Raw genomic sequence first — 26,017 nt, forward strand, 5'->3', positions numbered from 1 at the left:
AAGGGCATGATTGTGTCGTGCCCGAGGGGAGGCGCGGCAGATGTGAAAAAGGCGCCGCGATCGAAGCCGCGACGCCCTTCATTCTTCCGCCGATCAAGAGCCTCAGACGAGGGCCTTGAGCTGGTCGACCAGATCGGTCTTCTCCCAGCTGAAACCGCCGTCGGCGTCGGGCGTGCGGCCGAAGTGGCCATAGGCGGCGCTGCGGCGATAGATGGGCTTGTTCAGGCCCAGGTGCTCGCGGATGGCGCGCGGCGTGGCGCCGCCGATCAGCTTGGGCAGTTCGGCTTCCAGAACGGCGGCGTCGATCTTGCCCGTGCCGTGCAGGTCGACGTGGACCGACAGGGGCTTGGCCACGCCGATGGCGTAGGAGATCTGGATGGTGCAGCGGTCGGCGAGCCCTGCGGCCACCACGTTCTTGGCCAGGTAGCGGCAGGCATAGGCGGCCGAACGGTCGACCTTGGTCGGGTCCTTGCCCGAGAAGGCACCGCCGCCGTGCGGGGCCGCGCCGCCGTAGGTGTCGACGATGATCTTGCGCCCCGTCAGGCCCGCGTCGCCATCCGGCCCGCCGATGACGAAGGTGCCGGTCGGGTTGATGTGCCACTCGGTCTCGGCGGTGATGAAGCCTTCCGGCAGCACCTTCTCGACATAGGGTTTGACGATGGCGGCGACCTGGGCCTGGCTCAGGTTGGCCTTGTGCTGGGTCGAGACGACGATCGAGGCGGCGCGCACCGGGCGGCCGTCTTCGTAATAGAGCGTGACCTGGCTCTTGGCGTCGGGCTCCAGGCCCGGCTCGGTCCCGGCGTGACGGGCGTCGGCCAGGGCCTTCAGGATGTTGTGGCTGTATTGCAGGGTGGCCGGCATCAGCTCGGGCGTCTCGTTCGAGGCGTAGCCGAACATGATGCCCTGATCGCCCGCGCCCTCGTCCTTGTCCTCGCCGGCGTCGACGCCTTGCGCGATGTGGGCCGATTGCGGGTGCAGGTGGTTCTGGAACTGGAAGGTCTTCCAGTGGAAGCCGTCCTGCTCATAGCCGATGTCGCGCACGACGCCGCGCACCGTGTCTTCGATCTCCTGCTCGACGCCCGGGGCCCAGTTGCCCTCGGTGTCCATGATGCCCTGACCGCGGATTTCGCCGGCGATCACCACCAGGTTGGTCGTGGTCAGGGTCTCGCACGCCACGCGCGCCTCGGGGTCCTTGGACAGGAAGAGGTCGACGATGGCGTCGGAAATCTGATCCGCGACCTTGTCGGGGTGGCCTTCCGAGACGCTCTCGGACGTGAAGAGGAAGGACGAACGGGCCAAGGCAGGCTCCTGCAAGACGGTGAGGCCGACAGACATATAAAGATATGCTTATACGTTCAAGTGATGACCGAAATGTAGCGCGGAATCATCCAGCCGCACCGACGCTCAGAGCGCAGCGAATGACGCTGCGGCCGAGGCCGGGGCTTCTGATCTCACTGTCTGGAAGGAAGTGGTGCCGCTTAGGTGACTCGAACACCTGACCCCATCATTACGAATGATGTGCTCTACCGGCTGAGCTAAAGCGGCTCCGGTCGGCGGCTCGGACATGTGTCGGAGAGCCGCGCGAGGTGGGGTCTTTATACGGGTCCGGCGGACTTGCCAAGCGCTGTCAGCAGGGATGTTTCATCGGGCGCGCCGGCGGTGCGAATTTCGGTGAAGCTGAAGGCGGCGAGCGGGGCGGCGGCGGCGGCGGAGATGCAGACGGCGAGGCGGTCTGCGGCGGCGTCCGGCGTCAGGATCGCCGCGAGCGCGCGGGCGGCGCGGGGGGAATGGATCAGGACGGCGTCGAAGTCTGCGGGGGCGGCGGCGTCGGTTTCTTCGGCGGCGTAGACCGGCAGGCGCAGGACCTGGCGGTCGGGCAGCAAGGCGGGCAGGTCGCCAGCGGGCTCGCGGGCGCCGGGGGCGAGGATCAGGCCCTGGACCGGACTGGCGGCGATGAGGCGGGCGAGGGCGTGGATGTCGCCGGCGGCCGAGCGGGCGTCGGCGAAGCCGGCGTCGCGGGCGGCCTCGGCGGTCGCGTCGCCGACGGCGAAGACCGGCAGGGCGCGAAGCAGGGGCGTCAGGGCGGCGAAGGCCGCGACGCCGTTGGGGCTGGTGAAGGCCAGGGCGGCGACCGTGGCGAAGTCGGGCGCGGCGCCAAGGGCCTCGGGCAGGGGGCGCAGGGTCAGCAGCGGCGCGACGACGGGCGTGAACCCGAGCGTCGTCAGCCGGGCGGCGGTGCGCGCGGCGCCGGGCTGGGCGCGGGTGATCCAGACGCGGCGGATCGGCCGCATGGCCTAGAGGTCGATCTTCTGGTCGCCGGCCTCGGCCTGGACCTCGGCGCCGAGGCGCAAGCCCAGCGAACGGGCGTCGTCGAGGGCGGTCGTGGCGGACACGCCCGAGATTTCTCCGGCGCGGCGCCAGCGGGCCGAGCCGTCGGGGCTGAGCATTTCCGTGGTCAGGCGCAGCACGTCGCCCTCGATCCGGGCATAGGCGCCGATGGCCGTGCGGCACGAGCCTTCCAGCGCGGTCATGGCGCCGCGCTCGGCGGCCACGGCGAGCGATGTCAGGTCGTGGTTGAGGACCTGGGTCCAGTCGGCGTCGGCGTCGCCTTCGCGCGTCTGGATGGCCAGGGCGCCCTGACCGGGGGCGGGCAGGAAGGCGTCGAGCGACAGGCGCTCGCGGATGACTTCCGAGAGGCCGAGACGGTTGAGGCCGGAGCAGGCCAGCAGGATGGCGTCGAAATCGCCCTCCTTGAGCCGCTTGAGCCGGGTGTCGACATTGCCGCGCAGCATCTCGATCTGCAGGTCGGGGCGGAGCGACAGGGCCTGGGCCTGACGCCGCAGCGAGGCGGTGCCGAGGCGGGCGCCGTGGGGCAGGTCGACGAAGGTGGAGAACTGTTCGCTGATGAAGCCGTCGCGGGCGTCTTCGCGTTCCGGCACGGCGGCGATGGCCAGGCCCTCGGGCTGTTCGGCGGGGACGTCCTTCATCGAGTGGATGGCGACATCGACGCGGCGGTCGAGCAGGGCCTCCTCGATTTCCTTGGTGAACAGGGCCTTGCCGCCGACTTCCAGCAGGCGGCGGTCGTGAATGCGGTCGCCGGTGGTGACGATCTCGACCAGGGGGACCAGTTGTTCGATCTGGTCCTCGGCCACGCCGAGCGCGCGGCCGATGGCGCGCTGCATCATGCCGGACTGGGCCAGCGCCAGCTTGGAGCGGCGGGTGCCGATGCGAAGAAGCGGGGTCATGAGGTCGCGCAGCCGTTGCGAAAGGGGAACCGGGCCGCTACCTCGACCCGATGAACACTGGCGCGGACTATAGCAGCGGGACCACGGGGGCAACCAAGCTCGACCCTGGCGCGCGTGAGGCTGAAGGCCGCGCCCCTGGCGCCGGGCTGATTGTCCTGGGTCTGGAGACCAGCTGCGACGAGACCGCCGCCTCGGTGGTGCGCCTGACGGCGGCCGGGGCCGAGGTCCTGTCCAGCGTCATTCACAGCCAGATCGACGAGCACGCGGCCTTTGGCGGGGTGGTGCCGGAAATCGCCGCCCGCAGCCATGTCGAGATGATCGACGGGGTGGCGCGCCGGGCCATGAGCGAGGCCGGGATCGACTACGCCGCCCTGGACGGGGTGGCGGCCACGGCGGGGCCTGGTCTGGTCGGCGGGGTCATGGTGGGGCTGTCCTACGGCAAGGCGGTGGCCTTGGCGCGCGGCCTGCCGCTGATCGCGGTCAATCATCTGGAGGGCCATGCGGTGTCGGCGCGGCTGGGGGCGGAGACGTCCTATCCCTTCCTGCTGCTGCTGGTCTCGGGCGGGCACTGTCAGCTGCTGGAGGTGCGCGGCATCGGCGACATGAGCCGGCTGGGCACCACCATCGACGACGCGGCGGGCGAGGCCTTCGACAAGATCGCCAAGGCCATGGGGCTGGGCTATCCCGGCGGGCCGGCGCTGGAGAAGCTGGCGGCGTCCGGCGACGGCTCGCGCTTTGATCTGCCGAGGGCGCTGCTGGGGAGGAAGGACTGCGACTTCTCCTTCTCGGGGCTGAAGACGGCGGCCTCGCGGCTGGCCCAGACCTGCGAGAGCGATCAGGACCGGGCCGATCTGGCCGACGCGGTGCAGAAGGCGATTGCGCGCCAGCTGTCGGAGCGGACCGAGCGGGCCATGGTCGCCTATGCCGAGGCGCATGAGTCGCTTCATTTCGTCGTCGCCGGGGGCGTTGCGGCCAACAAGACCATCCGGCGCACGCTGGAGGATCTGGCGACGAAGCATGGTTTCAGCTTCCTGGCGCCGCCGATGGTTTACTGCACCGACAACGCCGCCATGATCGCCCTGGCGGGGGCGGAACGGTTGGAAAAAGGCCTGACCTCGGACATTGATGTCGCCGCCCGGCCACGATGGCCTCTGGACGAGGCGCGCGCGAACGCCGATCCTGTGCACAAGAAAACGGGCCGCAAGGGCGCCAAGGCTTGATCAGCCGGGGTTCGAGCGGTGGTCGGGGGACCGGAGAAGACATGGAATTTCACACGGCAGGCGTAATCGGCGGCGGCGCCTGGGGCACGGCCCTGGCGCAGAGCGCAGCAGCGGCGGGCCTCGCGGTCGTCCTCCAGGCGCGCGAGCCTGAGGTGATCGAGAGCATCCGCGCGCGGCGGATGAACGACGCCTTCCTGCCGGGGATCGAGCTGGACTCGGCCATCAACGTGACGTCGGACCTGGCCGATCTGGCCGACTGCGATCTGATTCTGGCGGTGCCGCCGGCCCAGCACATGCGGGCGACGCTGACCGCCTTTGCGCCCTATGCCCGTCCCGGTCTGCCCATCGTCCTGTGCGCCAAGGGCATTGAGCGCGGCTCGCTGAAGCTGATGACGGAAGTTTTGGCCGAGACGATTCCCTCGGCCATCCCCGCCGTCCTGTCGGGGCCCAGCTTCGCCGCCGAGGTGGCGCGCGGCCTGCCCAGCGCCGTGACCCTGGCCTGCGAGGACGAGGCCATGGCGGTCGCTCTGGCCACGGCCCTGTCGGGGCCGGTCTTCCGCCCCTATCTGGCCGACGACCTGATCGGGGCCGAGACCGGCGGGGCGCTGAAGAACGTCCTGGCCATCGCCTGCGGCATCGTCGAGGGCCGGGAACTGGGCCGCAGCGCCCACGCCGCCGTCATCACGCGCGGCTTCGCTGAAATGACCCGCGTGGCGATCGCCCTGGGCGGCAAGGCCGAGACGGTCGCTGGTCTCTGCGGTCTCGGCGACCTGGTCCTGACCTGCTCCAGCCCGCAGTCGCGCAACATGAGCCTGGGCCTGGCCCTGGGCCAGGGCATGAGCGTTGAACAGGCCCTGGCCGGCAAGCGCTCCGTGGCCGAGGGCTATGAGAGCGCGCCGGCCGTCCGCGAACTGACGCGCAAGCTGGGCGTCGAAACCCCCATCTGCGAGGCCGTCGCCGCCGTCCTGGCGGGCGAGACCACGGTGGATGCGGCCATCGAGGCCCTGCTGACCCGGCCGCTCAAGCCCGAACGCGAATAGTGTCCGAGCCGGTGGATGCGGCGGCGCAAGCGGCGCCGGAAGAGCGCAAGCGCGTCTGGAAGACGCCGCCGAACGTGGCCCTGTGCGCCGAGGCCGACATCGCCGACCCCGGCTCGCGCGGCTTCGTGCTCCAGATCGGCGAGGCCTTCTTCCACGGCTTTGTGGTGAAGAAGGACGGCGAGATCGCCGGATGGGTCGACCGTTGCCCGCACGCGGGCTTCCCCATCGCCATGGAGCTGGACCGCTATCTGACGCCGGATGGTTCGCTGATTATGTGCGGCTGGCATGGGGCGGTGTTCGAGCCGCTGTCGGGCACCTGTGTCGGCGGACCCTGCGCGGGCGGCAAGCTGACGCCCTGGCCGGTCGAGGCCGGGGGCGGGATCATCCGCACCGCTTGAAAGCAATCTCTCCGTTCATTCCGGCGGACGCCGGAATCCAGTGAGAACGACAAACACTACCGATGACGCTGCTTTCCGAGGTTACGGAGGCGCTCGCCGCCAAAGGACTGGATCCCGGCGTCCGCCGGGATGAGCGGAAGGGAGCGCCTACTTCTTCGGGACGATCTTCGGGTCCTTGGTGAAGGCGTCGTCGACCTCTTCCTCGGTGATCCGCTTGGACGGATCACCGGGCTGGTTGAGATTCTGCTCTTCGGTGCCGTCGCCCATCATGCCGGGATGGGGGTCGGTCTTTTTCGGGTCTTCGGCCATGTCGGGCTCCTTGTGGGACACCCGCAAGCAACACCGCCCGGCAGGCGGCGTTCCATCACGGCGATTTGAGCTAGGGCTTCAGGCGTTTGGCGTTGGCCACGGCGGCGGCGTGGATGGGCGACAGGGCCTGGGCCTGCATCTTCAGCAGGGCTTCGCCCATGTCCCAGCTGTCGGACAGGGCGCGCGACCAGACGCCCATGCCCCAGGCGGTCTGGAGGGCGGCGGCGCCGGCCAGACTGTCGGCGCGCGACAGCCGGGCCATGTGGGCCGAGGCCTCAAGCCCTTCGCGGTCGGCGATGCGGCGGCCCTGATCGGCCAGGTCCAGCGCGCCCGTGGCCACGGCGCCCGCAGAGGCGGTCAGGGCCTCGACCTTTTCCACGCCCATCCGGCTCAGCTCGGCGTGATCGGCGCGCAGCGGATCGGCCAGGGCCTCGCCCATGATGGCCAGACGACGGGCGATGACCTGGGCCGAGGCCTCCGCGGTCTCCTGTCCGGCGCGGGCGGTGCGGGCGGCGCGATCAATGGGGTTCATGCAGGGACCGTGGGCCTGTTCCGCCTGCCGGGCAAGCAGAACAGGCCCGTCACATTCAGGGAAGGACTTCGGCGGCGAAGGCCGAGACGTCCTGGATCAGCGCCGGGATGGCGGCGTCGATGATGCGCTGGCCTTTTTCCGGGCTGGCCTGGGCCGGGTCCGAACCGATGCGGCCGTCGGGGAAGCGGGCGCGGTAGTCGAGCGCGTCGCGGATCGGGCCGTTGGGGGCGATCCTGGGGCTGTAGTCGGCGATCTTGATGTGGTCGGGATAGGCGGCCTGGGTGACGGCGATCTCCGACGGGGTGGCGTGGGCGCCGTGGCCGACCGGGAAGATGTCCTCGCACAGCTTGTGCACGCCGGGGAGGTCCCACCAGTTGCGCAGCTTCAGCACGAAGGGCGGCTGCCCATATTCTTGGCCTACCGCCTCGCGCGCGGCGCTCGGCTGCGTGAGGCCGGCCTTGCCAAAGGACCAGTCGGCGTAGATCTCGGCGAAGGTGGCCTCGATGGTGGCGACATTGCCGCCGTGGCCGTTGAGGAAATAGATGCGCTCGAAGCCGTGACGGGCCAGCGAGGCCACCCAGTCGGTGATGGCGGCCATGAAGGTCGAGGGGCGCAAGGAGATGGTCCCGGCGAAGGCCAGGTGATGCTGGGCCATGCCGATGTTGAAGGTCGGGGCGATGATCAGGTTCTCGTCGCCCTTCTCGGCGGCGTGGGCGATGATCTCGGGGCAGAGCCAGTCGGTGCCGAGGAGGCCGGTGGGGCCATGCTGCTCGTTCGAGCCGATCGGCACGATGACCGTCTTGGACAGGGCGGCGCCGGACTTCAGGCGGGCGTCGATTTCGGGCCAGGACGACAGGTGGATCAGCATGGGGAACTCCGCGAGGGGGCAGACAGATCCCGGCGCTTTACGCCCATCCGGCTCAGCGGCCAAACACGAGCGACCTGAGGCAGCCTAGTTCGGGGCGAAGGCGCGAATGAAGCGCCGGGCCGTCTCGCGGGCGCGCGCCGGGGCCTGATCCGGGTGAGGGTGGGGCAGGCCCAGGACCGAGCGCAGATGGCCGTGGCCCAGGGTCATGCCGGCGAACATTTCGGCGGCCGCCGCCGGATCGGGCACGGACAGCCGGCCCAGCCGGTCCTGCTCGGCCAGCCAGGCGGCGATGCGACGCACGCTCTCGCCCGGTCCGGCGTCGTAGATGGCGCGGGCCAGTTCGGGCGCTTCGGGCGACATCAGGGCCACCCCGCGCAGGGAGGCGCCCTTGCCCTCGCGGCAGATCTTGCGGATCAGGGTCTCGGCGATGGCGGCCAGAACCGCTTCCGGCTCGGCCCCGGATTTCAGCGGGGCGGTGATCGCGTCCGAGCGCTGGGCCGCCAGAGCGCGGGCGATGTCGATCTTGGTCGGAAAGCGGTTGTAGAGGGTCTGTTTCGACACCCCCGCCCGGCGCGCGATCTCGGTCATCGAGGCCTGGGCGCCCTTTTCGACAAACAGGTCCGAGGCCGCCTGAAGGATGGCGGCGCTCTTGTGCTCGTCGACCTGACCGGGCGCGCGGGGCATGTCAGTGCATCTCCGACGGTTCCGCCGAGGGGTTCGGCTTGCCGGGCTTGGACAGCAGGGTGACGAAGGCGGCGCAGGCGCAGGCCACCGCCAGCAGGGCGAAGGCGTCGCCGAAGGCCAGGGTCGTCGCCTGACGCTGCAACATCCCATAGATGGCCTTCATCGCCGAGGCGTGCGGGTCGATGGAGCCTGAGAAGCGTTCGGCCATTCCGGCGATCAGGCCGCGCACGCCCGCATTGGTCTGGTCGATGCCGCTGGTCAGCTCGACCATGTGCAGGGCCGTATTCTGGGTCAGGGAGGTGTTGAGGATGGCCAGACCGAAGGCGCCGCCGACATTGCGCGACAGGTTCACCAGCCCCGAGGCGTTCTTGACCATGTGCGGCGGCAGGGTGGACATGGTCACCTGCTGCGAGGCGATCATGGCGATCATGACGCCGCAGCCGCGCACAGCCTGGACCGAGGCGAACTCCCAGAAGCCCCACTCTCCCGTCACCAGACGGGCGTCCCACATGCCCCAGGCGCACAGCATGAAGCCAAAGAACATCAGGATGCGCGGATCGACCTTGCGCACCAGGCGCCCGGCGAAGGGCGCGGTGGCGAACATGGCCAGACCTGAGACCACCATGGTGGTGCCGACCTCGGCCGCCGAATAGTCGCGCACCCGTCCAAGAAACAGCGGCATCAGGAAGGTGCCGCCGAACAGGGCCGCCCCGACGATGAAGGTCATCACCACCCCGACCACGAAGTTGCGGTTGGCGAAGGCGCGCAACTCCACGATCGGGTTGAAATAGGTCAGCGAGCGCCAGATGAAGGCCGGGCCGCAGATCGCCGCGACCACGCTGAGCAGCAGGATGTGATCGTCGGCCAGCCAGTCGTTCTTGGAGCCTTCCTCCAGCACGAATTGCAGGCTCATCAGGAAGGCGGCCATCAGGCCCAGGCCCCACCAGTCGAAGCCCTTGGACAGGCTGGGGTCGCCCTTGTCGAAATGGGCGTAGCGGCTGACCAGAAAGAGGACCAGGACGCCGGGGAAGACGTTGATGAAGAAGAGCCAGCGCCAGCTGAGCGCCTCGGTCAGATGCCCGCCCAGGGTCGGGCCGACCGTGGGAGCCAGGGTGACGATCAGGCCCATGATGACGCTGGCGGTGACGCGCTTCTCCGGCGGAAAGGCGGTGAAGGCCACGGCGAAGACGGTCGGGATCATGGCCCCGCCGAGGAATCCCTGCAGCGCCCGGAAGAAGATCATCATCTCCACCGACGATGACAGGCCGACGATCACGCTCATGGCCAGGAAGCCGGCGCAGGAGGCCAGGAACAGCTTCTGCGTGCCCCACAGCCGCGACAGGTATCCCGACAAGGGGATCATCACGACCTCGGGGATCAGATAGGCGGTCTGAATCCAGCTGATCTCGTCGGCGGAGGCGCCGATCCCGGCCTGAATCTGGGGCAGGGAGGCGGCGACGATCTGGATGTCCAGAATGGCCATGAACTGGCCGATGACCATGCCGGCGAAGCCGAGCAGCAGGACGGTCCAGTTGATCTCGGGCTTGTCTGCGACCGCCGGGGCGTCCGCAGGAAGGACGCCGTCTCTCACCGACCCGTGTCCAGAGAGGCGACGGCCACCTGACTCAGATGGGCGTCGGCGAAGGCGGCGCCGCCCTGGCTCTTGAGATCCACCTTGACCTCGACCGAAAGACCGGGGCGCAGGGCGATGGGCTCGCCCGAGGCGCGGCGGTCGACGACGATGCGGACGGGCACGCGCTGGGTGATCTTGGTGAAGTTGCCGGTGGCGTTCTCGACCGGGATCAGGGCGAACTCCGAGCCCGTGGCCGGGGCGAAGCTGTCGATGTGGCCGACGATGGACTGGCCGGGGAAGGCGTCGGCCTTGATCTCGACCTGCTGGCCCAGGCGCATCCGGCCCACCTGGGTCTCCTTGAAGTTGGCGACGACATAGGTGTCCTGCAGCGGCACGATCGACATCATCTGTCCGCCGGCCTGGACCACCTGGCCGACGCGCACGCCGCGGGCGCCGACGACCCCGGCCACGGGGGCGCGGATGACGGTGCGGTCCAGGGTCAGCTGGGCCTGTTCGACCAGGGCGCGAGCCTGTTCGACCGCGGCGACGCTCTGGTTGCGGGTCGAGCCGAGCACGGTCGAGGCGCGCTGTTCAGCGGTCAGAGCAGCCTGGGCCTGGGCGACCGAGGCGCGGGCGGTGGCGGCGGTGGCGCGCTGGGTCTCGATCCGCTGTTGCGACACCCAGCCCTGGGCGGCCAGCTTGCCGTAGCGGTCGACCTCGGCGTGGGCCAGACCGGCCTGGGCCTGAGCCTGGGTCACGGCGGCGGCCTTTTCGGCGATGGTGGCCTGTTCCTGTTCGGCGCGGGCGTCGACATTGGCCACGGCGGCGGTCAGGGCGGCCAGGTTGGCCTGGGCCTGGGCCAGGGCGGCGCGGGCGTCGGCGTCGTCCAGACGGGCCAGGATCTGCCCGGCCTCGACGCGCTGGTTGTCCTTGACCAGGACCTCGATCACCGCGCCGCTGATGCGCGGGCTGACCAGAACCGTATCGGCCTGGACGAAGGCGTTGTCGGTCGCCTCCCAGCGTTGTTTGCCCTGCCACCAGAAGACGCCTCCGACGAGGAGGGCGACGACGACGACGCCGCCGACGATCAGGGGCAGGCGTTTCTTGAGAGGGGCGGGGAGGGCCATGGGGGAGACAGCTCGCTTCGATTTCGGGCCGTAAAATGGACAGGTGCGTCCATAAATCAAGAGGCGGCTGCGCGATTTCGTCGCACCGTGTCGATTCCGCCCGGTTGACCTGCGCCCGCCGGGAGGCGAAGCGAAGATATGGCTGCTCGTCCCCGTTCCCCCTCCAAGGCTGTCCGTGCTGGCCTGACGCCGCCCAAGGGCAAGCGATCGCGCGCGCCGAAGACGGCGCCGGTCGGGGCGGTGATCGGCTGGCCGCCGGACGAGGACCGGGTCGAGGAGATCTTTGTCCGCCTGTCGGGGGTCATGCCCGACCCCAAGACCGAGCTGGATTTCGTCAATCCCTACACCCTGGTGGTGGCCGTCGCCCTGTCGGCCCAGGCGACCGACGTGGGAGTCAACAAGGCGACCAAGGCGCTGTTCGCCGTCGCCGACACGCCGCAGAAGATGCTGGCCCTGGGCGAGGAGGGGCTGATCCCGCTGATTTCCTCCATCGGCCTCTATCGCACCAAGGCGAGGAACGTCATCGCCGCAGCCCGGATGCTGGTCGAGCAGCACGGCGGCGAGGTCCCGCTGAACCGCGCCGACCTTCAGGCCCTGCCCGGCGTAGGGCGCAAGACCGCCAGCGTGGTGCTGAACGAACTGGGCATCGAGCCGGCCATTGCGGTGGACACCCACGTCTTTCGCGTCTCGCATCGGCTGGGGCTGGCCAACGCCGCGACGCCGGACAAGGTGGAGGCGCAGTTGCACAAGGTCGTGCCCGAGGCCTGGCTGCCGAAGGCGCACCACTGGCTGATCCTGCATGGGCGCTACACCTGCCTGGCGCAGCGGCCCAAGTGTGCGGCCTGCGTGATCGCCGACCTGTGCCCGTCGCGGGCGGCGTTCACAGGGATCTGAGCAATCCCTTTTCGTCATCCTCCGGCGCCCGCAGGGCGACCGGGGGACCCAGCGGCGCCGAAGGCGATCTTTCTTACGAAGCGGCTGTGACAGGGTCGCGCTCGCGCGCGCCGCTGGGTCCCCCGGTCTGCGCGGCTACGCCGCTTGCCGGAGGATGACGGAAGATAATTTACAGCCCCAGCCGATCCGCCACGGCGCGGCCAAACCGCGCGCCGGCCTCGGGGGCGGCGCTGAGATAGAAGTCGGGCTCGATCAGTTCGGCCTCCATCAGCAGCCACTGGCCGTCGGCGTCGGGCACCATGTCGATGCGGGCGTAGAGAAGCGGCTCGTCGATGGCGGCCAGCGTGCGCTCGGCCAGAGCCAGCGCGCCCTCGGGGGCCTGATCCAGACGCTGATACTGGCCGCCGTACTGGACCTGGATGCGGAACTCGTCGGCGTGGGCCGGGCGCTTGTTGACGACGTGGCTCAGCTCGCCGCCGAAGAAGAGCAACGAGGTTTCGCCTGCCGTGCCGATGGTCGGCAGGAAGGGCTGGATCATGGCGCCGCCTTCCGGCGCCTCGGTCAGCACCTCTTCCAGCAGATCGCCAGCCGCCACCTTCAGCGTCCGCCAGGCGCCGCCGGACACGGTCGGCTTGACGATCAGTTGCTCGGCGCCGGTGGCGGCGAAGGCGGCCTCGACCACGGCGGGGCTGGCGTGGTCGGTCCAGATGGTCGGCGGGATGGCCACGCCCTTCTCCGCCAGCCTGGCCAGATAGCGCTTGTCGGAGTTCCAGCGCAGCACCTCGGCAGGATTGGCCAGGGGCGCGCCCGCCTCGGCCCAGGTGGCGCAGGCCTGCATCCAGGCGGCGTGGTCGCGGTGGTAGCCCCAGACGATCAGCGGCAGGACCAGGGGAAAGTCCATCAGGCCGTGGGCGCTCTCGACATGATCGGTCCAGGGCGTGGGTCGAGCCTTGACGCCCGCCGTGGCCAGGGCCGCCGCCAGCCGGTCCAGCACGCCCGGCCATTGTCCGGCGTAGGAGGGGTCAGCGGGATCAGGGGTCAGGACGGCGACGTCGGTCATGCAGGCGGCTCCTTGAAGGGACCTGCATAGGCTGTTTTCGCGGGCCTCGAAAAGCCCGGCGCTGGCGTCAGGACCGTTCGCCCGCTATGGGGCGCGCATGACCCAGACCGCCATCTCCTCCGCCCGCTTCGACGTCTGCGCCGTCGGCAACGCCATCGTCGACGTGCTGAGCCCGTGCGAGCCCGCCTTCCTCGACGCGCACAAGCTGGTCGCCGGCTCGATGCAGCTGGTCGACGAAGATCAGAGCGCCATGCTCTATGACGCCATGGCGGCGGGGGTCGAGGCCTCGGGCGGGTCGGCCGGCAACACCGTGGCGGGCGTCGGCTCGTTCGGCGGTCGCGCCGCCTATATCGGCAAGGTGGCCGAGGACACGCTGGGCGAGGTCTTCAGCCACGACATCCGCGCCGCCGGCGTCCACTTCGACACCCCGGTTCTGGAAGGCGGCGCCGGTTCGGGCTTCGGCACCGGCCGCTGCCTGATCAACGTCACGCCCGACGCCCAGCGCACCATGTGCACCTTCCTCGGCGCCGCCAACCAGCTGACCACGGCCGACATCGACGCCGACCTGATCGGCGCCAGCGAGATCGTCTATCTGGAAGGCTATCTGTTCGACCCGGCCCCGGCCCGCGCCGCCTTCGAGGCCGCCGCCGCCGCCGCCCATGCGGCGGGCCGCAAGGTCGCCATCACCCTGTCGGACAGCTTCGTCGTCCACCGCTGGCGCGCCGAACTGCTGGCCTTCATCGAAGCCTCGGCGGACATCGTTCTGGCCAATGAGGGCGAACTGCACGCCCTGTTCGAGACCGAGGACTTCGACACTGCCGCCGCCCATCTGGGCCGCATCGTCGAGGTCGCTGCCGTGACGCGCGGCGCCGCCGGCTCGGTGCTGTTCCGTGGCGACGAGCGGGTCGAGATCGCCGCCTTCCCCGTCGACAAGGTCGTCGACACCACGGGGGCGGGCGACCAGTACGCCGCCGGCGTCCTGCTGGGTCTGGCGCGCGGCCTGTCGCTGGCCGAGGCCGGAGCCCTGGGTTCGCTGGCCGCCTCGGAAGTCATCGCCCACTGGGGCCCGCGTCCGATGGTCAAGCTGGAGGCCCTGGCGGCTCAGCACGGCCTCACGCTCTGATCGCGGCCCAAGCTCTGATCGCGGCCAGGCGCCACGCGCGGCTTGCCGTTCCCCGTCGCGCCGCGTAATCGGCGGACCATGTTCGGCCTCGCCAATCCCGACCGCTTCATGCGCTTCACCCGCCCGGTCACGCCGGTTCTGTGGGGGCTGGCGGTCGTCCTGCTGGCCGTGGGGACCTGGCTCAGCTTTACCGCCCCCGCCGACTATCAGCAGGGCGACACGGTGCGGATCATGTTCATCCATGTGCCCGCCGCGACCCTGGGGCTGGGCGCCTATGCGGCGCTGGGCGTGTCCAGCTTCTTCGCCCTGGTGTTTCGTCACCCGCTGGCCGACGCCGCCGCCCGCGCCGCCGCCCTGCCGGGCGCGGTGCTGACGGGTCTGGCCCTGATCACCGGTTCGCTGTGGGGCCAGCCCATGTGGGGGACCTGGTGGGTGTGGGACGCGCGGCTGACCAGCGTGCTGGTGCTGTTCCTGTTCTACCTCGGCTACATGGCCCTGCGCGCCTCGATCGACGATGAGCAAAAAGCTGGCCGCGCCGCGGCGGTGCTCGGTCTGGTCGGGCTGATCAACCTGCCCATCGTCAAGTTCTCGGTCGACTGGTGGAACACCCTGCATCAGCCGGCCTCGTTGCTGCGCGCGGGCGGGACCAGTCTGGACCCGGCCTACCTTACGCCCCTGCTGACCATGATGGCGGCCTACGGGATGCTGTTCGGGGCCATCTGGGTGACGTCGATCCGTACCGAGGTGCGTCGTCGCCGCGTCCTGTCCTTACGCGCCCGCGCCGCCCAAGAAGCCTGAAGGAGACGCCGATGCTGGATCTCGACATGAGCCCCTACGGCGTCTTCGTCTGGTCGTCCTGGGCGATCAGCGCGGTGGCGCTCGCGGCCATTTCGATCCGCGCCCTGGTCGCCGCCCGGCGCTGGAAGCGCGAGCTGGCGCGTCTGGAAGAGACGCGCAAATGAACCGCTGGTTCGCCCTGATCCCCATCGCCGCGCTGGCCGCCCTGGGCGTTTTCATGATGATCCAGCTGGGCCACCTGTCCGGCGCGCCGGGCGAGGGCCGGTCCTACAAGCCCGACGCCCTGGTCGGTCAGCCCATCCCGCAAACGGTCCTGCCCATCCTGCAAGGCGACGTGGAGACCGATCAGCGTCTGGACCTGAAGACGGCGGGCGTCGGCAAGCCGATGATCGTCAACCTGTTCGCCAGCTGGTGCGCGCCCTGCCGGCTGGAGCATCCGCAGCTGCTGAAGCTGAAGGCCCAGGGCGTCAACGTCGTCGGCGTGGCTTACAAGGACGACCCCATCGCCACCCGCGCCTTCCTCGACGAACTGGGCGATCCCTATGCCCTCGTGCTGGTGGACCGCGAGGGGCGGGCGGGGCTGGACTTCGGCGTCTCGGGCGTGCCCGAGAGCTTTGCGGTGGACGCCTACGGCACCATCGTCGCCAAGTCGTCGGGACCGATCCTGACCGAGGCTGATCTGCAGAAGCTGGTCGACGCGCTGAAGACGCCGGTTCGGTAGAGCGACCTCGGCGCGAAACACGGTGAATCGCGCATTAACCATATCTAGACCGTTTGAGCGGATCGTCGGCCCATGTCCGCGATTCCTTCAGACCGCCCGGCCTTCCCGCCTCCCGCAGGCGGCGCGGCCCATGCCTTGAGAACCTCCCAGTCCGCCTTCTTCCGCGCGGCCATGGGGATCAGCGCGCCGACGCCCGCCGCCGCTCCGGTTCAGGCGCGGGCGGACACGCCGGTGCGGTCGGTGCAGACGCAGGAGCCGCCCTCGGCCACGCGCTATCAGCGGCCGGGCTCGCTGCTGGATATCCGGGTCTGACCCCATAACAACCGTCACCCTCGGGCTTGTCCCGAACGATGGGCCCTCGGGACACGCCCGAGGGTGACGAGGGGGTTAGGCCTTCGCCACGTCTTTCAGCGGAATGATCACCGCTTCGACGGCGCCCGTTTCGGCGACGACTTCAACGCCCTTCTTCTTCTTTTTCGGCCGGACGCCGTCCAGAGCCTTCTTCGCGGCCTTTTCGGCCTTGCGCGCTTCCTTGGCGGCCTTCCTGGCGATCTTGGCCTCGGCGCGAGCCTGTTCCGGGGCGGCGTCGGCGGCGTCGGTCAGGCTGGTCAGCAGGTCGAGGAAGCCCTCGCGCCGGGCCTTGGGCAGCAGGGCCAGGATGCGTTTGTCGGCGGCGGCGACGCGGGGGCGGGCGGCGTCGAGCGCAGCCTGACCGGCCTCGGACAGGCGCACGGCCTTGGCGCGGGCGTCCAGCGCCGAGCGTTCGCGCTCCAGCAGGCCCTTGGCGGTCATGCGGGCGACCAGATCGGCCAGGGTCGAGCGGTCGATGCCGGTGGCCTTGACCAGATCGGTCTGGGTCAGGCCGGAGCGGACCGAGACCGCTTCCAGCACCGCGAACTGGCGTTGGGTCAGGCCGTCAGGTCCGGCCTCCTCGGCGTAGATGTCGAGCGACAGCTGCAACACCCGGTGCATCAGGTGGCTGGGCGAGTCCGCCAGCCCGCCCTTGATCTTCGCCTGCTTGCCTGACTTGACCATCGTCTTCGATCCCCATTCCGGTATCGCCGGACATGGCGCGACAGCTAACAGCCGCGCTTTACGCTTTGACGACGGAAACCCTGACGGTTTGAAGACATTTATGTTGGCCTACCGCCCTTGCGGGCTACTTGAGGCCGTGGGGCTTCGTCATCCCGGAAACGGCGTAGCCGCTATCCGGGACCGCAGAGGAACGCCATGCTCAGGCCAAGGTTGCGCCTCTGGCGGTCCCGGCTCGGCGCCCTTGCGGGCTTGGCCGGGATGACGGGGTGTCAGAGCCCGGTGTCGGGCGAGATGGGGCCGGGCTCTTCGTCCTTGATCATGTTCTTCATGATCAGCGGCACCTGGCACAGGCCGAAGATGGAGGCGGCGATCCACAGGACGCCGCGGAAGCCGGTCCAGACGCCGTTGGGGTCGGGGGTCCCGAGGTTCAGCGCCGACCAGATGGCGGTGACGGCCTCGGGGCTGCGGAACACCTCGTTGGCGATGGCGACGCAGAGGAAATAGACGCCGTAGCGGAAGGTCAGCTTGCGCCAGGCGGCATCCGTGACCTGGATGGCCGAGCCGAGCAGGGCCTTGAACGGCGACTTGTTCAGCGGGATCGACCCCAGCAGGACGGCGGCCAGCAGCCCGTTCTGCACCGTCAGCTTCAGCTTCACGAACAGGTCGTCGTCGGTGAGGATGGTCAGGGCGCCGAAGACCAGGGCGAAGCCGCCGGTGATCAGGGGCATGGGGGCCAGGCGGCGCTCCAGAATGAAGCCGACGGCCAGTGCGATCATCGAGGCGATGACCAGGACCCAGGTGGCCTTGATCATGTCGCGGGTGATGAAATAGGCGGCCATGAAGGCGATCAGGGCGCCGAAATCGACGGCCTGACGGATCCACTGCGGACGCTTGGTTTCGACGGCTTCACTCATACGCTTCAGTCCTCAAGCCCGACCAGTGATCGGGAAAACGCGCGCGCGTCGAAGGGTTGCAGGTCGTCGACGCCTTCGCCGACGCCGATCAGCTTGATCGGGGCGTCCGAGGCCTGGGCCACGGGGACCAGGACCCCGCCGCGCGCTGTGCCGTCCAGCTTGGTCATCACGACACCAGATACGTAGGCGGTGCGGCCGAAGACCTTTTCCTGTTCCAGGGCGTTGCGGCCCACGGTGGCGTCCAGCACCAGCAGGGTCTCGTGCGGGGCGTCCGCATCGACCTTTTTCAGCACGCGGACGATCTTGAGCAGTTCGTCCATCAGGGCGGACTTGTTCTGCAACCGCCCCGCGGTGTCGATCAGGACCACGTCGTAGCCCTCGGCCTTGGCCTTGGCATAGGCGTCGAAGGCCAGACCGGCGGCGTCGGCGCCGTCGCGGCGGCTTTCGAAATCGGCTCCGGCGCGCTCGGCCCAGACCTTCAGCTGTTCGCGGGCGGCGGCGCGGAAGGTGTCGCCGGCGACGATCATGACCCTGGCGCCCTTGGCCGTCAGGTCCGAGGCGATCTTGCCGAGCGTCGTGGTCTTGCCCGAGCCGTTCACGCCCACGAACAGGACGACATAGGGCTTGGGTCCCGACAGGGGATCAAAGGTCGCCTGACGCGGCAGCAGTTCGGCGGCCACGGCCTCGGCCAGGGCCTCCTTGACTTCGCGCTCGTTGGACGACTTGCCGAAACGCAGCGCCCGGAAGCGCTCGACGATGCGGGCCGAGGCGGCGGGGCCCAGGTCGCTCTCGATCAGGTGCTCTTCCAGCCGCTCCAGCGCCTCTTCGGACAGAGGCTCCTTCACGAAGGTCGAGACGACCTGTTCGGTCATCTGTTGGGAGGAGCGGGACAGACCCGCGCTCAGTCGCTGGAACCAGCCTTTTTTGGGCGTATCGCTCATGCTGCGAGCCTTAGCCGACGCCGGTTCGCAGGTCACGAACTTCCAACGGCCCCCTCATCCCCACGGAGGCGGGGAGCCAGTGCTTTGGCTTCGGGTCGCAACCCTATATTGATCGAACGGTCTTAGAGATCGGGCGCCGCGCCTCGCGGCTCTCACTGGATCCCGGCGTCCGCCGGGATGAGCGGATGGATTGATGGCCTCGAACAGTTCCTTCCACGCCCCGCGCGCCCACGGCTTCGTGCGCGTCGCCGCCGCGACCCCGGTGGTTCATGTCGCCGACCCGGCGGCCAACGCCGAGGAACATGAGCGGCTGATCCGTCAGGCGGGCGCTGAAGGCGTGGACCTGCTGGTCTTCCCCGAACTGTCGCTGAGCGCCTACGCTATCGACGACCTGCTGATGCAGGCGGCCCTGCTGGAGGAGGTCGAGCGCCGCATCGCCGAACTGGCCGCGGTCGCGGACGCGGCGGGCGTCATCGCCGTGATCGGCGCGCCGGTCCGCAACGGCGACGCCCTGTTCAACTGCGCCGTGGTCCTGGGCGGCGGCGAGGTGTTGGGCGTAGTCCCCAAGACCTACCTGCCCAACTACCGCGAGTATTACGAAAAGCGCTGGTTCGCCCCGGCCGCCAGCCGCTCCGAGGACGCGGTGGTCCTGAACGGTACGAGCGTCGACTTCGCGCCGGGTCTGGTGTTCGAGGCGACGAACCGGCCGGGCTTCGTCTTCGCGGTCGAGATCTGCGAGGACTTCTGGGCGCCGCAACCGCCCTCGACGCGGGCGGCGCTCGCGGGGGCGCGTATCCTGTGCAACCTGTCGGCCTCCAACATCGTCATCGGCAAGGCGGACGAGCGGGCCCTGCTGTGCGCCAGCCAGTCGGCGCGCACCCTGTCGGCCTACGTCTTCGCCGCCTCGGGCTGGGGCGAAAGCACGACCGATCTGGCCTGGGACGGTCAGGCGACCATCCATGAGCTGGGCTCGCGGCTGGCCGAAGGCGAGCGGTTCGCGCTGGAGAGCCATCTGACGGTGGCCGACGTGGACGTGGACCGGATCGGTCTGGACCGTCTGCGCAACGGCACCTTCGCCGACTGCGCCCGTCTGGAAGGCGAGGCCGCGACCGTGGTTCCGTTCGAGGCGGGAGACGGTCCGGGCGACGCCCTGATCCGTCCGCTGGACCGCTTCCCCTTCGTGCCCGACGACGCCGCGCGTCTTGATCAGGACTGCTTCGAGGCCTTCAACATCCAGGTCCAGGGCCTGATGCGGCGGATGACGGCGACGGGGTCCAGGACCCTGGTCATTGGCGTCTCGGGGGGGCTGGATTCGACCCAGGCCCTGCTGGTGGCCTGTCGCGCCTTTGACCGGCTGACGCTGCCGCGCACGGGGATTCTGGCCTTCACCCTGCCGGGGTTTGCGACCTCGGAGGGCACCAAGTCCAACGCCTGGAAGCTGATGCAGGCCCTGGGCGTGACGGGGGCCGAGATCGACATCCGCCCCGCCGCCGAACAGATGCTGCGCGACATCGGCCATGCCTTCGCCGACGGTCAGCCGGTCCACGACATCACCTTCGAGAACGTGCAGGCGGGGCTGCGCACCGACTACCTGTTCCGACTGGCCAATCAGAACCATGGCTTCGTGCTGGGCACCGGCGACCTGTCGGAGCTGGCCCTGGGCTGGTGCACCTATGGCGTCGGCGACCACATGAGCCACTACAACGTCAACGGCGGGGTGGCGAAGACCCTGATCCAGCACCTGATCCGCTGGGTGGCCGAGCGTGAGCTGGTGGGCGAGGCGGCGACCCCGACGCTGCTCGCCATTCTCGCCACCGAGATCTCGCCCGAGCTGGTGCCGGCGGGCGCGGACGGGGCGATCCAGTCGACGCAGAGCATCGTCGGCCCCTATGCGCTGAACGATTTCTTCCTCTTCTACATCAGCCGGTTCGGCCTGAAGCCGTCCAAGGTCGCCTTCCTCGCCCATCAGGCCTGGAGCGACGCGACGACGGGCGCCTGGCCCGCCGGTCTGCCCGAGGCGGAGCGGGTCGCCTATGACCTGGCGACCATCAAGGCCTGGCTGAGGAAGTTCCTGATCCGCTTCTTCCAGACCAGCCAGTTCAAGCGCTCCGCCGTGCCGAACGGGCCCAAGGTGGTGACGGGCGGCTCCCTGTCCCCGCGCGGCGACTGGCGGGCGCCGTCGGATTCCTCGGCGCGCGTCTGGCTCGATGAACTCGACAACAATGTTCCGGATTGAGTAGGACCGTCGCCTCGGCTTTCGGCCGGGATGACGAGGAAAAGACCATGACCGACGACGTGACCAAGGACTCCAACGGCAACATCCTGGCCGACGGCGACAGCGTGACCCTGATCAAGGACCTGAAGGTCAAGGGCTCGGGCGGCGTGACGCTGAAGCGCGGGACCATGGTCAAGAACATCCGCCTGACCGGCGACCCCGACGAGATCGAAGCCAATGTCGACAAGGTGCGCGGCCTGGTGCTGCGGACGGAGTTTGTGAAGAAGGCCTAATTCTGGGGCCTATCGCGCTTCGCGCGACTTGAGGCCCCTTGCTCCCAAGCCGTCACCCCGGAAGCCCGCAGGGCTGTCCGGGGGCCAGACGGTGGAGATCAAAACACGTCTGCCCCGGCTTGCCTCAACCGTCTGGGTTCCGGGTTCGGCTTCGCCGCCCCGGAATGACGGCGGGAGGGGTTAACTCACCCCCGCCAGAAACTCGAAGATGGCCGCGCGCGCCTCGGCCTCGTCCAGCATGGGCGCGTGGCCGACGCCGGGAACCTCGGCGTAGGCCATGGCGGGCGCGGCCTTCCTCATCTTGGCGACGATGGCGGGGCTGAGCAGGTCTGACGTCGCGCCGCGCAGCAGCAGGGACGGCTTTTTGCGGGCCAGCGCCCGGAAATACGGCCAGAGGTTGGGGATCAGGGCCTTGGCGCCCGCCGCCTTGATCGGCGCCGAAATGTCGGGGTCGTAGTCCAGCACCGGGGCGCCTTCGGTCCCCTCGCGGAAGGTGCGGCGCGCGAAGGCCATCCAGTCGGCCTCGGCATAGTGGGGCAGGGCGGTTTCGTTGATGCGCCGGGCATAGGCGGCGGCGTCGTCCCAGGTCTCGATGACGACGGGCTGGCCCGTATAGGCGGCGATGCGGGCCAGGCCCTCGGGCGCCAGTTCCGGCCCTACATCGTTGAGCATGGCGGCGGCGATGGCCTTGGGCTTGATCGCGGTCAGGGCCATGGTGATCAGCCCGCCCATGGAGGTGCCGAGGAAGACGGCCTTCTCGATGCCGAGCTGTTCCATCAGGGCCACGACATCCTTGGCATAGACGTCGGGCGTATAGGTCATGGGGTCGGGCGCGCGGTCGGACCGCCCGCGTCCGCGCACGTCCACCGCCAGAACGCGACGGCCGCTCTGGGCGATCAGGGCGGCGATGACCTCGAAGTCGGCGCTGTTGCGGGTCAGGCCGTGGATGGCGATGACCGGCAGCCGCGCCGGGCCGTCGGCGGGGGCGTAGTCGCGAGCGTAGAGGCTCAGGCCATCGGGCGAGGTCCAGCGGCGGTCGGCATAGGTCATCAGGCGTTTCTCCGGCTGTGTCTCCAGCGTTGACGTCAACCTAATTCACCAGATGCAGAATTGCGATCAGGCCGAGAGGATCTCGGACACGAATTGATCGAGGTCGCCGCCCTGGAAGCGATAGCCCGCCACGCCCGCGCGTCGCGCCGCCTCCATGTCCGAAGGCTGATCGCCGATCATCAGCGAGCGCGCCGGGTCGAGGTCGTGCTCGACGACGGCCTTGAGCAACATGCCCGGATTGGGCTTGCGGTCGGGGTGGTCGGGGTGGCGGTAGCGGTCGTCCACGGCCTCGGCGTGGAAGGGGCAGGCGTAGACCGCGTCGATGCGGGCGCCGGCCTCGGCCAGGCGCTCGACCAGCAGGGCGTTGAAGCCGTGCATGACCGCTTCGCTGAACATCCCGCGCGCCACGCCCGACTGGTTGGTGACGATGACGGTGACGTAGCCGGCGTCATTGAGCCGTTTCACCGCCTCGGCGGCGCCGGGGATCAGGACCAGTTGATCGGGGCGATGCGGATAGCCGCTGTCGACGATCAGGACGCCGTCACGGTCGAGAAAAGCAGCCGGGCGGCTCATGCGGGGTCCGTCAGCAAGGCCGAGAAGGCGGTCATCAGGTGATAGAGGCTGGAGGCCGGCACGTCGGAGTCTTCAGCTACGCCCTCGGCGTCGAAATTGTCGATCCACAGGCCGGGCGTGGCGGTGGCCAGGTGGGTCTCGAACAGACGTTGGGTCACATGGTCCGCCCTGACGGGTTCGCCGCGCGTCTTCAGGGTGCGCAGAAGCTCGGTCTGGGCCCACAGGCGGACGCCGCCGTCGCGGACCTGTCCGATCCGGCTGATCTCGCGCACGGCCAGGCCGTCAGGGCGGAGGCCGCAGGTCAGGGCGCTGGTGTAGAGAGCGCGGGCGGGGGAACTCAGGTTCGGCAGGCCCAGGCGCGCCGCCTCGCCCAGAAGCCAGACCCATTCCATATGATGGCCCGGCTCGATGCATTGGCCCTCCGAGCCCGGACGCACGGTCCAGTCGCGATCATAGAACTCGCCCAGCATCAGATGTTCGCGGTCGAAGAAGCGTCGGTCGAACAACGCCAGCACGCGCCGCGCCGCCGATTCAAAGGCCGGATCGGGGGCGATCGCCTGCCAGGCCAGCAGGGCCTCCAGCATGTGCATGTGCGGGTTCTGACGCCGCGGCAGGACGGGGGGCAGGGCTTCCTGCCAGCCGCCGTGGACCGGGTCGCCCATCTGCGCCTCGATGGCGGCCAGGGTCGAAAGCGCCAGCGGCCGGGCGCGGTCGTCCTTCAGCACGCGATGGGCGGCGGCCAGGGCGAAGAGGACGAAGGCCAGGTCGTAGAGGTCGGGCGTGGAGTCGATCACGGCGCCGGCGTCGTCGACGCTGCGGACCCACAGGCCGTCGTCCCGGCGATAGTCGCGGATCAGGACGTCGAGCGCGCGACGGGCGACAGCCTCGCCCTCGGTCCAGCCAAGCGAAGCAGCTTCGGTGAAAACATAGACCTGCCGCGCCTGCACCCGCGTGCGGCGGGGACGGCCCGTGATCGGGCGGCCGTCATAGTCCAGCTTTTCGAAAAAGCGGCCCTCGGCGTCGATCCCGGCGTCCGCCCACAGCGGCAGGGCCTGGCCGAACAGCCAGTCGCGGACCCGGTTCTGCATCGTCGAAAGCGTCATGATCTGTCGGGCTTAGGCAGGGTCGCGGGCTTTGCCAAGCATGGCTTTCGTTGCAACCGGCAACGCGAAGTGACCCTCGCGGGTTTGTCTAGCGGCCCCGGGCTTTGGTAGGAGGCGCTCAAGATAGTTGATCCGCCTTCGCGTCCGCGCGCCGAACCGAGTTCCGCCTGCGTGGCCCCCCACCGAGAGAGCGACCCTTCATGACCCTTCCCTTCATCGACCTTCAGGCCCAGCGCCTTCGCCTCGGCGGAAAGATCGAGGCCGCCGTTCAGGAAGCCGTCGTCGGCGGCGCCTGGGTCATGGGCCCGCAGGTGCGCCAGTTCGAGGCCGATCTGGCCGCCTTTGGTCAGGCCAGGCACGCCCTGGGCTGCGCCAACGGCACCGACGCCCTGGCCCTGCCGCTGATGGCCTGGGGCATTGGACGCGGCGACGCCGTCTTCGTCCCCAGCTTCACCTTCGCGGCCACCGCCGAGGTCGTGCCGTGGTTCGACGCCGAGCCGGTCTTCATCGACGTGGACGAGGCCACCTACAACATGAGCCCGGCTCATCTGGAGGCGGCCATTGAGGCGACGCTGAAGGAGGGCCGTCTGAAACCGCGCGTGGTCATCGCCGTCGACCTGTTCGGCCAGCCCGCCGACTATCCGGCCATCAGGGCCATCTGCGACAAATATGGCCTGAAGCTGATCTCGGATTCGGCCCAGGGCTTCGGTTGCACGATCAACGGCGAACATCCGCTGAAGTGGGCCGACATCACCACCACCAGCTTCTTCCCGGCCAAGCCCCTGGGCTGCTACGGCGACGGCGGGGCGGTGCTGACCAATGACGACGACCTGGCCCAGCTGATCGATTCCATCCGCGTGCATGGCAAGGCGGTGGCGATCGACCTGAAGGACAAGACCTTCGACCACGACCCCAAATACCTGAACATGCGCATCGGCCTGAACAGCCGCCTGGACACCATCCAGGCCGCCGTCCTGATCGAGAAGCTGAAGGTGTTCGGCCAGGAGATCGAGTGGCGCAACGCCGCCGCCGCCCGCTACAACGAGGGCCTGCGTCCCCACGTCGCCGCCGTGCCGGACGTGCCGGCGGGCAACATCTCGAACTGGGCGCAATACACCATCGAGCACGAGGACCGCGACGGTCTGGCCGCGCACCTGAAGGCCGAGGGCATTCCCACCGCCGTCTATTATCCGATCCCGCTGCACCTCCAGCCGGCCTACGCCCACTATCCGCGCGGCCCGCAGGGTCTGCCGGTGACTGAGCGTCTGATGGAGCGGGTCATCAGCCTGCCGATGCATTCGGACCTGGACGCGGCGACGCAGGATCGCATCATCGCCGCCGTCGCCAGCTTCAAGGCCTGAACCCTATGACCCAGCACATCCCTCTGAAGGTCGGCGTCGCCGGCGCCGGCGTCATGGGCCGCAACCATGCCCGCGTCCTGTCCGAACTGCGCGACGTCGAGCTGACGACCGTGTTTGATCCCGACGCTGTGACGGCCGAGGGCGTGGCCGAGGCTTACGGCGCGACCGCCGTGACGACGGCCCAGGCCTTTGTCGCCGCCGGTCTCGACGCCGCCGTCATCGCCACGCCGAACCGCTTCCACGCCGAGCTGGGCGTGGCCCTGCTGAACGCGGGCGTCCATGTCCTGGTCGAAAAGCCGATCGCGGCCACGACCGCCGACGCCCAGGCCATGATCGACGCGGCCAAGGTCAACAACCGCGTGCTGATGGTCGGCCATGTCGAACGTTTCAACCCGGCGGTCGACACGGTCAAGCGCGCCATCGACGGCGACGAGATCATCTCCATCCAGATCACCCGCGTCGGCCCCTTCCCGCCGCGCATGGGCGAGGTCGGGGTGGTCATCGACCTGGCGGTGCACGACATCGACATCATCCGCCACCTGACAGGCTCCGAAGTGGTCGAGGTCCAGTCGCTGCTGGGTCACACCCATGCCTCGCGCGAAGACTCGGCCCTGCTGCAGTTCCGCATGGCCAATGATGTGATCGCCCACATCACCACCAACTGGGTCACGCCCTACAAGACCCGCACCCTGCAGGTCGCCACCAAGAACCGCTTCATCGTCGCCGACCTGATCACCCGCCAGGTGACCGAGTATTTCGGCCAGCAGCCGGACGGCTCCTATTCGACGCGGATGCTCAACTCCTGGCCCGCCGAGCCGCTGCGCAAGGAACACGAAGCCTTCGTCCACGCCATCCGCACCGGCGAGACGGCGGCGGTCTCGGGCGAAGACGGTCTGCGCAATCTGGAAGTCGCCCTGCGCTGCCTGGGCGAGCATTAGGC

General features: G+C 69.2%; 29 protein-coding genes and 1 tRNA gene. 13 read left to right on the forward strand and 17 right to left on the reverse strand.

The window, feature by feature from the left end; all coding sequences use genetic code 11:
- Positions 1-102: 102 nt before the first annotated feature.
- The 4 genes from metK to hemC all read right to left on the reverse strand — a co-directional run bounded on the left by metK (position 103) and on the right by hemC (position 3,245).
- Entirely contained in the window at positions 103-1,299 is a 1,197-nt protein-coding gene (gene metK / locus P0Y52_14965; protein ID WEK57821.1) for a methionine adenosyltransferase, read from the reverse strand.
- Between the two features lie 170 nt (positions 1,300-1,469).
- A tRNA-Thr gene (locus tag P0Y52_14970) sits at positions 1,470-1,545 on the reverse strand.
- Between the two features lie 50 nt (positions 1,546-1,595).
- On the reverse strand, positions 1,596-2,291 hold the full coding sequence (locus P0Y52_14975; protein WEK57822.1) for a uroporphyrinogen-III synthase: 696 nt from the start codon (positions 2,289-2,291) through the stop codon (positions 1,596-1,598).
- Between the two features lie 3 nt (positions 2,292-2,294).
- Positions 2,295-3,245 (reverse strand): hydroxymethylbilane synthase, encoded by a 951-nt coding sequence (hemC, locus tag P0Y52_14980; protein ID WEK57823.1) that lies wholly within the window; start codon positions 3,243-3,245, stop codon positions 2,295-2,297.
- Between the two features lie 50 nt (positions 3,246-3,295).
- Between hemC and tsaD the strand changes: the two genes are divergently transcribed.
- From tsaD to P0Y52_14995, 3 genes are all read left to right on the forward strand, one after another.
- The gene (gene tsaD, locus P0Y52_14985) at positions 3,296-4,465 is read left to right on the forward strand and encodes a tRNA (adenosine(37)-N6)-threonylcarbamoyltransferase complex transferase subunit TsaD (GenBank protein ID WEK57824.1); all 1,170 of its coding nucleotides are present in this window, start codon (positions 3,296-3,298) and stop codon (positions 4,463-4,465) included.
- Positions 4,466-4,506: 41 nt separating this feature from the next.
- Positions 4,507-5,505, forward strand: coding sequence for an NAD(P)-dependent glycerol-3-phosphate dehydrogenase (locus tag P0Y52_14990; GenBank protein WEK57825.1), 999 nt, complete (start codon positions 4,507-4,509; stop codon positions 5,503-5,505).
- Positions 5,506-5,579: 74 nt separating this feature from the next.
- Positions 5,580-5,903 carry a Rieske 2Fe-2S domain-containing protein gene (locus P0Y52_14995; GenBank protein ID WEK59510.1) on the forward strand — a complete coding sequence of 108 codons (324 nt, stop codon included), beginning with the start codon at positions 5,580-5,582 and terminating at the stop codon, positions 5,901-5,903.
- 147 nt (positions 5,904-6,050) lie between these two features.
- Here the strand turns inward: P0Y52_14995 and P0Y52_15000 are convergent, their stop codons facing one another.
- The 6 genes from P0Y52_15000 to P0Y52_15025 all read right to left on the reverse strand — a co-directional run bounded on the left by P0Y52_15000 (position 6,051) and on the right by P0Y52_15025 (position 10,996).
- Positions 6,051-6,212, reverse strand: a complete 162-nt coding sequence (locus P0Y52_15000; protein ID WEK57826.1) for a hypothetical protein — start codon at positions 6,210-6,212, stop codon at positions 6,051-6,053.
- A 70-nt stretch (positions 6,213-6,282) separates the two neighbouring features.
- Entirely contained in the window at positions 6,283-6,744 is a 462-nt protein-coding gene (locus P0Y52_15005; GenBank protein WEK57827.1) for a phasin family protein, read from the reverse strand.
- 55 nt (positions 6,745-6,799) lie between these two features.
- Entirely contained in the window at positions 6,800-7,612 is an 813-nt protein-coding gene (locus P0Y52_15010; protein WEK57828.1) for a creatininase family protein, read from the reverse strand.
- Positions 7,613-7,696: 84 nt separating this feature from the next.
- Positions 7,697-8,296 (reverse strand): TetR/AcrR family transcriptional regulator, encoded by a 600-nt coding sequence (locus P0Y52_15015; GenBank protein WEK57829.1) that lies wholly within the window; start codon positions 8,294-8,296, stop codon positions 7,697-7,699.
- Position 8,297: 1 nt separating this feature from the next.
- Positions 8,298-9,887 carry a DHA2 family efflux MFS transporter permease subunit gene (locus P0Y52_15020; GenBank protein WEK57830.1) on the reverse strand — a complete coding sequence of 530 codons (1,590 nt, stop codon included), beginning with the start codon at positions 9,885-9,887 and terminating at the stop codon, positions 8,298-8,300.
- Complete coding sequence (locus P0Y52_15025; protein ID WEK57831.1) at positions 9,884-10,996, reverse strand: HlyD family secretion protein; 1,113 nt, start codon at positions 10,994-10,996, stop codon at positions 9,884-9,886. Before P0Y52_15025 ends, P0Y52_15020 begins: the two co-directional genes overlap by 4 nt.
- 138 nt (positions 10,997-11,134) lie before the next feature.
- Here P0Y52_15025 and nth point away from each other — a divergent pair, with 138 nt between their 5' ends.
- Positions 11,135-11,890 (forward strand): endonuclease III, encoded by a 756-nt coding sequence (nth, locus tag P0Y52_15030; GenBank protein ID WEK57832.1) that lies wholly within the window; start codon positions 11,135-11,137, stop codon positions 11,888-11,890.
- 169 nt (positions 11,891-12,059) lie between these two features.
- Here the strand turns inward: nth and P0Y52_15035 are convergent, their stop codons facing one another.
- A complete protein-coding gene (locus P0Y52_15035; GenBank protein ID WEK57833.1) occupies positions 12,060-12,950 on the reverse strand; it encodes a transporter in 891 nt (296 codons plus the stop codon).
- A 97-nt stretch (positions 12,951-13,047) separates the two neighbouring features.
- Between P0Y52_15035 and P0Y52_15040 the strand changes: the two genes are divergently transcribed.
- From P0Y52_15040 to P0Y52_15060, 5 genes are all read left to right on the forward strand, one after another.
- Entirely contained in the window at positions 13,048-14,073 is a 1,026-nt protein-coding gene (locus tag P0Y52_15040; protein ID WEK57834.1) for an adenosine kinase, read from the forward strand.
- 78 nt (positions 14,074-14,151) lie between these two features.
- A complete protein-coding gene (locus tag P0Y52_15045) occupies positions 14,152-14,871 on the forward strand; it encodes a heme ABC transporter permease (protein WEK59511.1) in 720 nt (239 codons plus the stop codon).
- Positions 14,872-14,882: 11 nt separating this feature from the next.
- Complete coding sequence (ccmD, locus tag P0Y52_15050) at positions 14,883-15,035, forward strand: heme exporter protein CcmD (GenBank protein WEK57835.1); 153 nt, start codon at positions 14,883-14,885, stop codon at positions 15,033-15,035.
- The gene (locus P0Y52_15055) at positions 15,032-15,592 is read left to right on the forward strand and encodes a DsbE family thiol:disulfide interchange protein (protein WEK57836.1); all 561 of its coding nucleotides are present in this window, start codon (positions 15,032-15,034) and stop codon (positions 15,590-15,592) included. The genes ccmD and P0Y52_15055 overlap by 4 nt, the downstream gene beginning before the upstream one ends.
- Positions 15,593-15,664: 72 nt before the next feature.
- A complete protein-coding gene (locus P0Y52_15060; protein ID WEK57837.1) occupies positions 15,665-15,904 on the forward strand; it encodes a hypothetical protein in 240 nt (79 codons plus the stop codon).
- A 75-nt stretch (positions 15,905-15,979) separates the two neighbouring features.
- Here the strand turns inward: P0Y52_15060 and P0Y52_15065 are convergent, their stop codons facing one another.
- The 3 genes from P0Y52_15065 to ftsY form a co-directional block, all read right to left on the reverse strand.
- Positions 15,980-16,627, reverse strand: a complete 648-nt coding sequence (locus P0Y52_15065; protein ID WEK57838.1) for a MarR family winged helix-turn-helix transcriptional regulator — start codon at positions 16,625-16,627, stop codon at positions 15,980-15,982.
- Positions 16,628-16,896: 269 nt separating this feature from the next.
- Positions 16,897-17,541 (reverse strand): septation protein IspZ, encoded by a 645-nt coding sequence (locus tag P0Y52_15070; GenBank protein ID WEK57839.1) that lies wholly within the window; start codon positions 17,539-17,541, stop codon positions 16,897-16,899.
- 5 nt (positions 17,542-17,546) lie between these two features.
- Positions 17,547-18,482, reverse strand: coding sequence for a signal recognition particle-docking protein FtsY (ftsY, locus tag P0Y52_15075; GenBank protein WEK57840.1), 936 nt, complete (start codon positions 18,480-18,482; stop codon positions 17,547-17,549).
- A 193-nt stretch (positions 18,483-18,675) separates the two neighbouring features.
- Between ftsY and P0Y52_15080 the strand changes: the two genes are divergently transcribed.
- Together P0Y52_15080 and P0Y52_15085 are read left to right on the forward strand one after the other, a co-directional pair.
- Complete coding sequence (locus P0Y52_15080) at positions 18,676-20,718, forward strand: NAD(+) synthase (protein WEK57841.1); 2,043 nt, start codon at positions 18,676-18,678, stop codon at positions 20,716-20,718.
- A 47-nt stretch (positions 20,719-20,765) separates the two neighbouring features.
- Positions 20,766-20,990: an alkylphosphonate utilization protein gene (locus P0Y52_15085; protein WEK57842.1), complete on the forward strand. Its 225-nt coding sequence runs from the start codon at positions 20,766-20,768 to the stop codon at positions 20,988-20,990.
- Between the two features lie 180 nt (positions 20,991-21,170).
- Here P0Y52_15085 and P0Y52_15090 read toward each other — a convergent pair whose 3' ends face one another.
- The 3 genes from P0Y52_15090 to P0Y52_15100 all read right to left on the reverse strand — a co-directional run bounded on the left by P0Y52_15090 (position 21,171) and on the right by P0Y52_15100 (position 23,716).
- A complete protein-coding gene (locus tag P0Y52_15090; GenBank protein ID WEK57843.1) occupies positions 21,171-22,040 on the reverse strand; it encodes an alpha/beta hydrolase in 870 nt (289 codons plus the stop codon).
- 66 nt (positions 22,041-22,106) lie between these two features.
- The gene (locus P0Y52_15095) at positions 22,107-22,613 is read right to left on the reverse strand and encodes an HAD family hydrolase (protein WEK57844.1); all 507 of its coding nucleotides are present in this window, start codon (positions 22,611-22,613) and stop codon (positions 22,107-22,109) included.
- Positions 22,610-23,716: an AGE family epimerase/isomerase gene (locus P0Y52_15100; protein ID WEK57845.1), complete on the reverse strand. Its 1,107-nt coding sequence runs from the start codon at positions 23,714-23,716 to the stop codon at positions 22,610-22,612. Before P0Y52_15100 ends, P0Y52_15095 begins: the two co-directional genes overlap by 4 nt.
- Positions 23,717-23,916: 200 nt before the next feature.
- Here P0Y52_15100 and P0Y52_15105 point away from each other — a divergent pair, with 200 nt between their 5' ends.
- A complete protein-coding gene (locus P0Y52_15105; GenBank protein WEK57846.1) occupies positions 23,917-25,077 on the forward strand; it encodes a DegT/DnrJ/EryC1/StrS aminotransferase family protein in 1,161 nt (386 codons plus the stop codon).
- Between the two features lie 5 nt (positions 25,078-25,082).
- Positions 25,083-26,015 carry a Gfo/Idh/MocA family oxidoreductase gene (locus tag P0Y52_15110; protein WEK57847.1) on the forward strand — a complete coding sequence of 311 codons (933 nt, stop codon included), beginning with the start codon at positions 25,083-25,085 and terminating at the stop codon, positions 26,013-26,015.
- Positions 26,016-26,017 lie beyond the last annotated feature (2 nt).

The sequence above is a fragment of the Candidatus Brevundimonas phytovorans genome, assembly GCA_029203145.1.
Lineage (GTDB): Bacteria > Pseudomonadota > Alphaproteobacteria > Caulobacterales > Caulobacteraceae > Brevundimonas > Brevundimonas phytovorans.

Bases quoted from the DNA above. Each gene is read 5' to 3' on its own strand.
- P0Y52_15090 (WEK57843.1), bottom strand. From the start codon at position 22,040: ATGACCTATGCCGACCGCCGCTGGACCTCGCCCGATGGCCTGAGCCTC.
- P0Y52_15025 (WEK57831.1), bottom strand. From the start codon at position 10,996: ATGGCCCTCCCCGCCCCTCTCAAGAAACGCCTGCCCCTGATCGTCGGC.
- P0Y52_15080 (WEK57841.1), top strand. From the start codon at position 18,676: ATGGCCTCGAACAGTTCCTTCCACGCCCCGCGCGCCCACGGCTTCGTG.
- P0Y52_15010 (WEK57828.1), bottom strand. From the start codon at position 7,612: ATGCTGATCCACCTGTCGTCCTGGCCCGAAATCGACGCCCGCCTGAAG.
- P0Y52_15040 (WEK57834.1), top strand. From the start codon at position 13,048: ATGACCCAGACCGCCATCTCCTCCGCCCGCTTCGACGTCTGCGCCGTC.
- P0Y52_15015 (WEK57829.1), bottom strand. From the start codon at position 8,296: ATGCCCCGCGCGCCCGGTCAGGTCGACGAGCACAAGAGCGCCGCCATC.
- P0Y52_15070 (WEK57839.1), bottom strand. From the start codon at position 17,541: ATGAGTGAAGCCGTCGAAACCAAGCGTCCGCAGTGGATCCGTCAGGCC.
- P0Y52_15100 (WEK57845.1), bottom strand. From the start codon at position 23,716: ATGACGCTTTCGACGATGCAGAACCGGGTCCGCGACTGGCTGTTCGGC.
- P0Y52_15005 (WEK57827.1), bottom strand. From the start codon at position 6,744: ATGAACCCCATTGATCGCGCCGCCCGCACCGCCCGCGCCGGACAGGAG.
- P0Y52_15105 (WEK57846.1), top strand. From the start codon at position 23,917: ATGACCCTTCCCTTCATCGACCTTCAGGCCCAGCGCCTTCGCCTCGGC.
- nth (WEK57832.1), top strand. From the start codon at position 11,135: ATGGCTGCTCGTCCCCGTTCCCCCTCCAAGGCTGTCCGTGCTGGCCTG.
- P0Y52_15110 (WEK57847.1), top strand. From the start codon at position 25,083: ATGACCCAGCACATCCCTCTGAAGGTCGGCGTCGCCGGCGCCGGCGTC.
- P0Y52_15045 (WEK59511.1), top strand. From the start codon at position 14,152: ATGTTCGGCCTCGCCAATCCCGACCGCTTCATGCGCTTCACCCGCCCG.
- P0Y52_14975 (WEK57822.1), bottom strand. From the start codon at position 2,291: ATGCGGCCGATCCGCCGCGTCTGGATCACCCGCGCCCAGCCCGGCGCC.
- ccmD (WEK57835.1), top strand. From the start codon at position 14,883: ATGCTGGATCTCGACATGAGCCCCTACGGCGTCTTCGTCTGGTCGTCC.
- tsaD (WEK57824.1), top strand. From the start codon at position 3,296: ATGAACACTGGCGCGGACTATAGCAGCGGGACCACGGGGGCAACCAAG.
- P0Y52_15035 (WEK57833.1), bottom strand. From the start codon at position 12,950: ATGACCGACGTCGCCGTCCTGACCCCTGATCCCGCTGACCCCTCCTAC.
- P0Y52_15055 (WEK57836.1), top strand. From the start codon at position 15,032: ATGAACCGCTGGTTCGCCCTGATCCCCATCGCCGCGCTGGCCGCCCTG.
- P0Y52_14990 (WEK57825.1), top strand. From the start codon at position 4,507: ATGGAATTTCACACGGCAGGCGTAATCGGCGGCGGCGCCTGGGGCACG.
- P0Y52_15065 (WEK57838.1), bottom strand. From the start codon at position 16,627: ATGGTCAAGTCAGGCAAGCAGGCGAAGATCAAGGGCGGGCTGGCGGAC.
- ftsY (WEK57840.1), bottom strand. From the start codon at position 18,482: ATGAGCGATACGCCCAAAAAAGGCTGGTTCCAGCGACTGAGCGCGGGT.
- P0Y52_15060 (WEK57837.1), top strand. From the start codon at position 15,665: ATGTCCGCGATTCCTTCAGACCGCCCGGCCTTCCCGCCTCCCGCAGGC.
- P0Y52_15085 (WEK57842.1), top strand. From the start codon at position 20,766: ATGACCGACGACGTGACCAAGGACTCCAACGGCAACATCCTGGCCGAC.
- P0Y52_15095 (WEK57844.1), bottom strand. From the start codon at position 22,613: ATGAGCCGCCCGGCTGCTTTTCTCGACCGTGACGGCGTCCTGATCGTC.
- hemC (WEK57823.1), bottom strand. From the start codon at position 3,245: ATGACCCCGCTTCTTCGCATCGGCACCCGCCGCTCCAAGCTGGCGCTG.
- P0Y52_15000 (WEK57826.1), bottom strand. From the start codon at position 6,212: ATGGCCGAAGACCCGAAAAAGACCGACCCCCATCCCGGCATGATGGGC.